The organism is Paraburkholderia sp. BL18I3N2 (genome assembly GCF_003001875.1).
Taxonomy (GTDB): domain Bacteria; phylum Pseudomonadota; class Gammaproteobacteria; order Burkholderiales; family Burkholderiaceae; genus Paraburkholderia; species Paraburkholderia phytofirmans.
In genome coordinates this window covers 1-6,162 of record NZ_PVNC01000050.1, presented here as the reverse complement: position 1 = coordinate 6,162, position 6,162 = coordinate 1, and the positions used below count along the sequence as shown (strand labels likewise).

General features: G+C 60.5%; 6 protein-coding genes and 1 pseudogene. 5 read left to right on the top strand and 2 right to left on the bottom strand.

Annotation, left to right across the window (positions count from 1 at the left end):
• Window positions 1-849 (top strand): GTP-binding protein (locus tag B0G75_RS39740; RefSeq protein ID WP_106314943.1); only part of this gene is annotated, 849 nt, incomplete at its 5' end.
• Window positions 850-911: 62 nt separating this feature from the next.
• Here the strand turns inward: B0G75_RS39740 and B0G75_RS39735 are convergent.
• Window positions 912-2,087: a nickel/cobalt transporter gene (locus tag B0G75_RS39735; protein WP_106314942.1), complete on the bottom strand. Its 1,176-nt coding sequence runs from the start codon at window positions 2,085-2,087 to the stop codon at window positions 912-914.
• Window positions 2,081-2,638, bottom strand: coding sequence for a DUF1007 family protein (locus tag B0G75_RS39730; protein ID WP_106314941.1), 558 nt, complete (start codon window positions 2,636-2,638; stop codon window positions 2,081-2,083). Before B0G75_RS39730 ends, B0G75_RS39735 begins: the two co-directional genes overlap by 7 nt.
• A 361-nt stretch (window positions 2,639-2,999) precedes the next feature.
• Here B0G75_RS39730 and B0G75_RS40995 point away from each other — a divergent pair, with 361 nt between their 5' ends.
• The 4 genes and pseudogenes from B0G75_RS40995 to B0G75_RS39715 all read left to right on the top strand — a co-directional run bounded on the left by B0G75_RS40995 (window position 3,000) and on the right by B0G75_RS39715 (window position 5,710).
• Window positions 3,000-3,170 carry a hypothetical protein gene (locus tag B0G75_RS40995; protein WP_181309450.1) on the top strand — a complete coding sequence of 57 codons (171 nt, stop codon included), beginning with the start codon at window positions 3,000-3,002 and terminating at the stop codon, window positions 3,168-3,170.
• Window positions 3,171-3,327: 157 nt separating this feature from the next.
• A complete protein-coding gene (locus B0G75_RS39725; RefSeq protein WP_258194974.1) occupies window positions 3,328-3,726 on the top strand; it encodes a transposase in 399 nt (132 codons plus the stop codon).
• Window positions 3,723-4,070, top strand: a complete 348-nt coding sequence (gene tnpB / locus B0G75_RS39720) for an IS66 family insertion sequence element accessory protein TnpB (RefSeq protein WP_106314939.1) — start codon at window positions 3,723-3,725, stop codon at window positions 4,068-4,070. Before B0G75_RS39725 ends, tnpB begins: the two co-directional genes overlap by 4 nt.
• Window positions 4,071-4,121: 51 nt before the next feature.
• A pseudogene (locus B0G75_RS39715) lies at window positions 4,122-5,710 on the top strand (IS66 family transposase).
• Window positions 5,711-6,162: the final 452 nt, after the last annotated feature.

The following is a 6,162-nucleotide window of genomic DNA, read 5'->3' as shown; positions in this document are numbered from 1 at the left end:
GAACTGCTCGTGCAGGACGGCCACGAGCAGATCGTTGAGATGAACAATGGCTGCATCTGCTGCACGGTGCGGGGCGACCTTGTGCGGATCCTGGGGTCGCTTGCCGAACGTCGTCGCACAGGCGAGCTTGATTTCGACCGTGTGATCATCGAGACGACCGGACTCGCCGACCCCGCTCCCGTTGCCCAGACATTCTTCGTCGACGAGACAGTGCGCGAGAACTACCTGCTCGACGCGATCGTTACGGTCGTCGACGCCAGGCATGGTAATGCACAGCTCGACGAACATCACGAAGCGCAGGAACAGGTTGGTTTCGCTGACCGTATCCTTTTGTCGAAGACCGATCTCGTCACGCCCGACGATGCAGAGGCCATTACCGCACGTCTTCGCCAGATGAACGCGCGTGCACCCATCAAGCATTCAGATTTCGGAAGGACTGATATCAGCAGGCTGCTTGATATCCGCAGTTTCGATCTCGATGCAATCCTCGAGATTGAGCCGGATTTCCTTGAAGACGTGTCCCACGAACATGATGATGACGTGTCGTCCTTTGTTTACCGCTCGACAGTCCCGCTCGATGCGGACCGGCTCGAGGAGTTCTTTGGCTCGATCGTGCAGATATATGGCGCCGCCATGCTGCGCTACAAGGGCGTGTTGAATCTCGCTGGCGTGGAGTGCCGGATGATCTTTCAGGGCGTCCATATGATCTTTGGCGCCGACGTCGGCAAGCCGTGGCGATCCGACGAAATCCGGGAGACAAAGATTGTCTTTATTGGCCGGCAGTTGCCGCAGGACCTTATCAGGCAGGGACTCGACGGGTGCATTAAGGCCGAACAGAAAAACAGATAGCCGGAAGGCGGCAGGGATGAATTTGCACTTGTGACCAGTGATGTATGGTAATGCCGCCGCTCCTACGACAGGGACGGCGTCAGTACACCGCCGAGCTGCAGAGCGATCTGAAGTGCGGCAAACGCGACGATAGCGAGGCTGCCGAGCAGAGCCACCCTTCGCTGCATGTGCGCGACGCGCGGGCCATAACGCAATGAGAGGCGGCCAACGCCGCGGTTCAGGCCGGATGCGCCAAGACCGACAAGCGTGACCGTCACCGTGACGCCCAGCGCCATGGCCAATGTGGCCGAGATACCTGCCTCCGGCACGTGCGCGCCCACCGAGACGACCAGCACAAAGATTGCCCCCGCACACGGCCGCATGCCCGCGCCCAGCCCGGTCAGGCAGATTTGCGATCCGATTGCGCTCGTCTTCGGAACGCCACCTGACTTTGCCTTCGCTGCCAGACGAAGTGCGGGGCGCAGGTGCGCTGGCAGGCGGTGGCCGAGATAATACCGGTCGTCATCGCCCCGGTCGCCTGTGTCGTTCATGATCCTCGAGTTTTTCGGAACCAGCATGACCTTGCGCCCATCGGCGCAGCAGTCTCGCCGCGTGGCGATCGACCAGACGGTCCAGCTCCCGGCGACGCAAAGCATCACGTAGCTGACCAGTTCAAGCGAAACCGCGCGCGCGAGGATGCCCTGAGCGCCTTCCCGCGTTACCAGAATGCTTCCCATGACCACGACGATCGCGCTGGCAGCCTGCACAGCGGCGGTCCAGCCGCTCAGGAGTATTGCCTCGCGAAGATGTGCGCCGCGCGATCCCAGGTAGGTGCCGACCACAAGCTTGCCATGACCTGGCCCGAGTGCGTGTAGCACGCCGTACGCGAAAGACAGGCCGAGCAGTACCACCCACAAAGCCGGATCACGCTCTGTGCCGAGGCGCACCGCCATATCCTGAATACGGGCGTTCCAGCGTCCCTGAAGACGAACGGCGGCCAGGACTGCATGCCGCACAGGACCCGGAATCCAGTCCCCTTCCGGGTTGGCATCGGTGTGCTGCGCTACGGATCTCTGTGGTGACGCGGGTGACGCAGCAGCGGTCGTTGACGCTGCAATCGGCCGGCCGAATACATCGATGCCTTGGGCCTGGGACGCAACCGGCACAGCGACGCAGAGAAAAATCATGGAGGCAATTGCGCCCCGGATTGGCAGCGCGGCGCAAGTGGCCGCATAGATCCGACAGATAGCCTTCAACATGTGATTGCCGTGGCCTGGGGAACGACAGTTCCATAAAAGACAGGGTGATGCTGGTCGGCGAAGTTCCGGGTCCTGCACGTCGAGGAAGCGCCGCTGTCGAGCGAAACGGCGGGACCCGACTCCGGGTCATAGTCGACGTAAAACGATTCGTCCCAGACTCCGAACTGCACCCGCTTTCCTGCGACCGTGACCGGTTTCACAAGTGGCAGTGTAAAGGTGTATTCGATCCGCCCGCTCTCCACCGATACCCTGAAATCCAAGGGCTCCGCGAAATGCTGCGGTTCGCCGTCAACGAGCAGATGACTGAAATAGTCGGCCGGTCCCAGGGACGAGAACGCCTGCTTTTTGAAAATCGCCGTTTGCGCCGGCCCCAGTGGGCCGCTTGTCGGCAGATGATCGATCCCGACCAGCATGACCGGAAAGCCCTCGGTAAAACGCCAGGTTTCTGTTATCGCGGTAATCGTCACGCCCCGCATCTGGATCTTTGCGTTGTATGTGATCCAGACGTGAGGGTGCGCCACGGCAGCCGATGCGCTCAGGATGGCAAGCATTGCTAGCCAGTGCCTGATGGTTGATAGAGGGAATCGTAAGGGTTTGGTCATGTGTGGCGCCAGGGAGCGTTGCAGACTTTGGAAAGCCTTTCGTGTGCCGATGCCACCCGGACCGAAGCGGTGCACGGGAGCTGCCGCATTATCGCCTTGCCAGAACCGCGAATGAACGGACGGTGCCAATTGACAACACGTATGCATCGATGGAGACGCACCGGGTTGTGAGTCTGGACCGCTCATGGTCGCAAATAAGGTGTCTGTACGAGAAAGGTTGTGAGTTCGATGCAAGATGCGCGGGCTAAACTGTCATTCAGTGATCGCAGAAGTGTTATGCCTGACGGCTGAACAATCGAGGAGCACAGACATGAGCACCTGCAGTGAACCGCACCGTGCCTATCACGACCATCAGGACAGCACGAACCGCGGGCGCATGGCCATCCGGCATGGCGGCCATGCCGCCTGCCTGCATGACGGACATCTGCACCATCCACACGAAGATCATTGCGATAACCATGGACCTGTTGAGACGACGTAAGCACGTGACGCAGGACGACAGGCACATCCGGAAAAATATCGGGATCGCCGGTAAGCATCTAAGCTGTACCGTTCCCCGCTTCGCGTAGAAGATGCAATCATCGCCTGCGACGGACACGAGTGACCGACTCTGTCCACAAACAGCGGGAATGGACACAGTGCCTCAGACAGTCGATTTACCAGCGAAGCGCCAGAACCGACGGTATCCATTGGAATGGAAACGATCGGTCGTCGAGCAGACGTTTGAACCCGGCGCGTCGGTCGCAAGGGTCGCTCGCGACAACAACATCAACGCCAATCAGGTGTGGGCCTGGCGCAAACTGTACGCTCAGGGTCTGTTGATCGAAGATGCGCAGACGCAGGCCATGTTGCCCGTCGTTGTCGATGTACAGTCCGATCGACCGGCGGCCCGTGCTCCGGAAGCGACGAACGCGCCGGCACCTCTGGAGGCTGCAAAGGGCAGCATTCAGCTTCAGCATGGCAATACGTCGGTCCGGATAGAAGGCGTGCCCGACGCGACGATATTGCGCCTGGTCCTCGAGCGAATTCTGCGATGATCGGGCCGCCTGCAAACACACGGATCTGGATCGCTGCCGGCGTCACTGACATGCGCTCCGGCTTCAATTCCCTTGCGGCGAAGGTACAGATGGTGCTTGAGAAGGATCCATACGGCGGCCATGTTTTTATCTTCAGGGGGCGCCGTGGTGATCTGTTGAAGGCGTTGTACTGGAGCGATGGCGGCCTATGTTTATTTGCGAAGCGCCTTGAGAAAGGGCGTTTTGCATGGCCCCGCGCCGACACCGGCGTGGTGGCGTTGACCACCGCTCAACTCTCGCTCCTGCTCGAGGGGTTTGACTGGCGACAACCAGTCGAAGCGGCACGCCCGCGCAGTGCTTTGTAAACGTCTGTTACCCGATGATCTGTGTGCGGCCGATGGTCGTAAACTGTCGCAATGGATCTGACCGATAGCGACCTGCCCGACGACATCGATGCGCTGAAGGCGCTGGTGCGCGCGCATGCGGCGTCAGCGCACGCAAACGCGCAGCGGGTCGTCGAGTTGCAGGACCAGCTCAGCTCCCGCGTAATCGAGATCGAACATCTGAAGCTGACGATTGCGAAGCTGCGCCGCATGCAGTTCGGTCGCAAGTCTGAGAAGGTGGAGCGTCAGATAGAGCAGCTTGAACTGCGACTTGAGGACCTGCAGGCCGACGAAGGTGCGGCCACCCAGGCTGACTCAAAGAAGGCGCAGCAACGCCGCGAGAGTGTCTGTCGCAAACCACTGCCTGATCACCTCGAACGCGAAGAGCGTGTGCATCGCCCCCTCGAGGAACACTGCCCGGGATGCGGTGGCGCGCTAAAACCGCTGGGCGAAGACGTTTCCGAACAGCTTGAATACGTGCGCGCGCACTTCCGCGTCATCCGTCATCGCCGTCCCAAGTTCGCTTGTTCGTGCTGCGACTGTATCGTGCAGGCCGCAGCGCCGAGCCGGCCGATCGATCGTGGCCTGCCGGGTCCGGCTTTGCTCGCCCACATCACGACATCGAAGTTCGCGTACCACATCCCGTTCTATCGCCAGTCCGTCATGTACGCGCGCGACGGCGTCGAGATCGAAGCGGGCACCATGGGCCACTGGCTGGGCAGTCTGACATGGCTACTTAACCCTCTGGTCGACGCGGTGCGCCGCCACGCGCTTGGTGGCACCAAGGTTCACGCCGACGACACCCCGCTGCCGGTGCTCGCACCGGGCAATGGCAGGACGAAGACCGGTCGTCTCTGGGTGTATGTGCGCGATGATCGGCCCAGTGGTTCGGACGAAGCGCCGGCCGTCTGGTTTGCCTATACACCGGATCGTCGCGGCGAACATCCACAGCGTCACCTCGCCAACTTCACGGGCGTACTGCAGGCAGACGCCTTCGCCGGTTATGCGGATCTGTACTGGGCGGTCAGATTCACGAAGCAGCGTGCATGGCGCATGCACGTCGGAAGCTACATGATCTACACGCTGTTCGGGCATCGCCGATCACCAGCGAGGCACTCGAGCGCATCGGCGCACTCTATCGCATCGAAGAGCACATTCGTGGCAAGCCGCCTGAAGAACGACGGCGCGTTCGCCAGGAGAAGGCTGTGCCGCTGCTTGATGACATGAAGCGGTGGTTCGAGGCGACGCTTCTCACTCTCTCCGCGAAATCAGACACCACCAAAGCGATCCAGTATTCGTTGAATCGCTGGCCTGCGCTGGTCTATTACTGCAGTGATGGTCAGGCCGAGATTGACAATCTGATAGCCGAGCGCGCGTTGCGCGGCGTAGCAATCGGAAGACGAAATTTTTTGTTTGCCGGTGCGGACTCAGGCGGAGAACGTGCAGCCGCGATGTACAGCCTGATTGGATCTGCCCGCATGAACGGCGTTGATCCCGAAGCCTATCTGCATTACGTCATCGAGCGCATCGCCGATCATCCAGTGAACCGCATCGACGAACTGTTACCCTGGAACGTCGCTCCTTTGCTGCCCGCCGCCTCACACATCGATCCCGTTCGCTAGCAGCCTATCCTCTCGCGCGTCAACAAAATCCGCGACGGTGTAGATCCAATGCTTACGATCGCCGGGTGTGTCGGGGTTCCGAAGATTGGCTGCGCGGCTGCAGCAGCGATTGTTCTTTGGGGCTGCGTCGTGATTTCGTTGGCGTGGGCAACCTTCCTCGTTCTGGTGACTTTGCAGCGCTGATGTTTGCTGCCTGGACGGCGCTACGTCAGTTGGGAACCGCCGCGGAGATGGTCTCGAGCGGGGCAGTCAACGTCGCAGCGGCTGATGCCCATTGTTCGTTAGCGCCGTGACCCCTTGTCAAAGATCACCGGTGCCATGGAAAGCATATTGGTCACCTGTTCTGGGCACGGGGCCTGTCTGTGACGCGTCATTGACTGAGCCGCTCGAGCCACAGCGTTTCCGAGTAGATGGCGGGTAGCTGCAACTGTGCTTCCGGACGGTCATTGCCC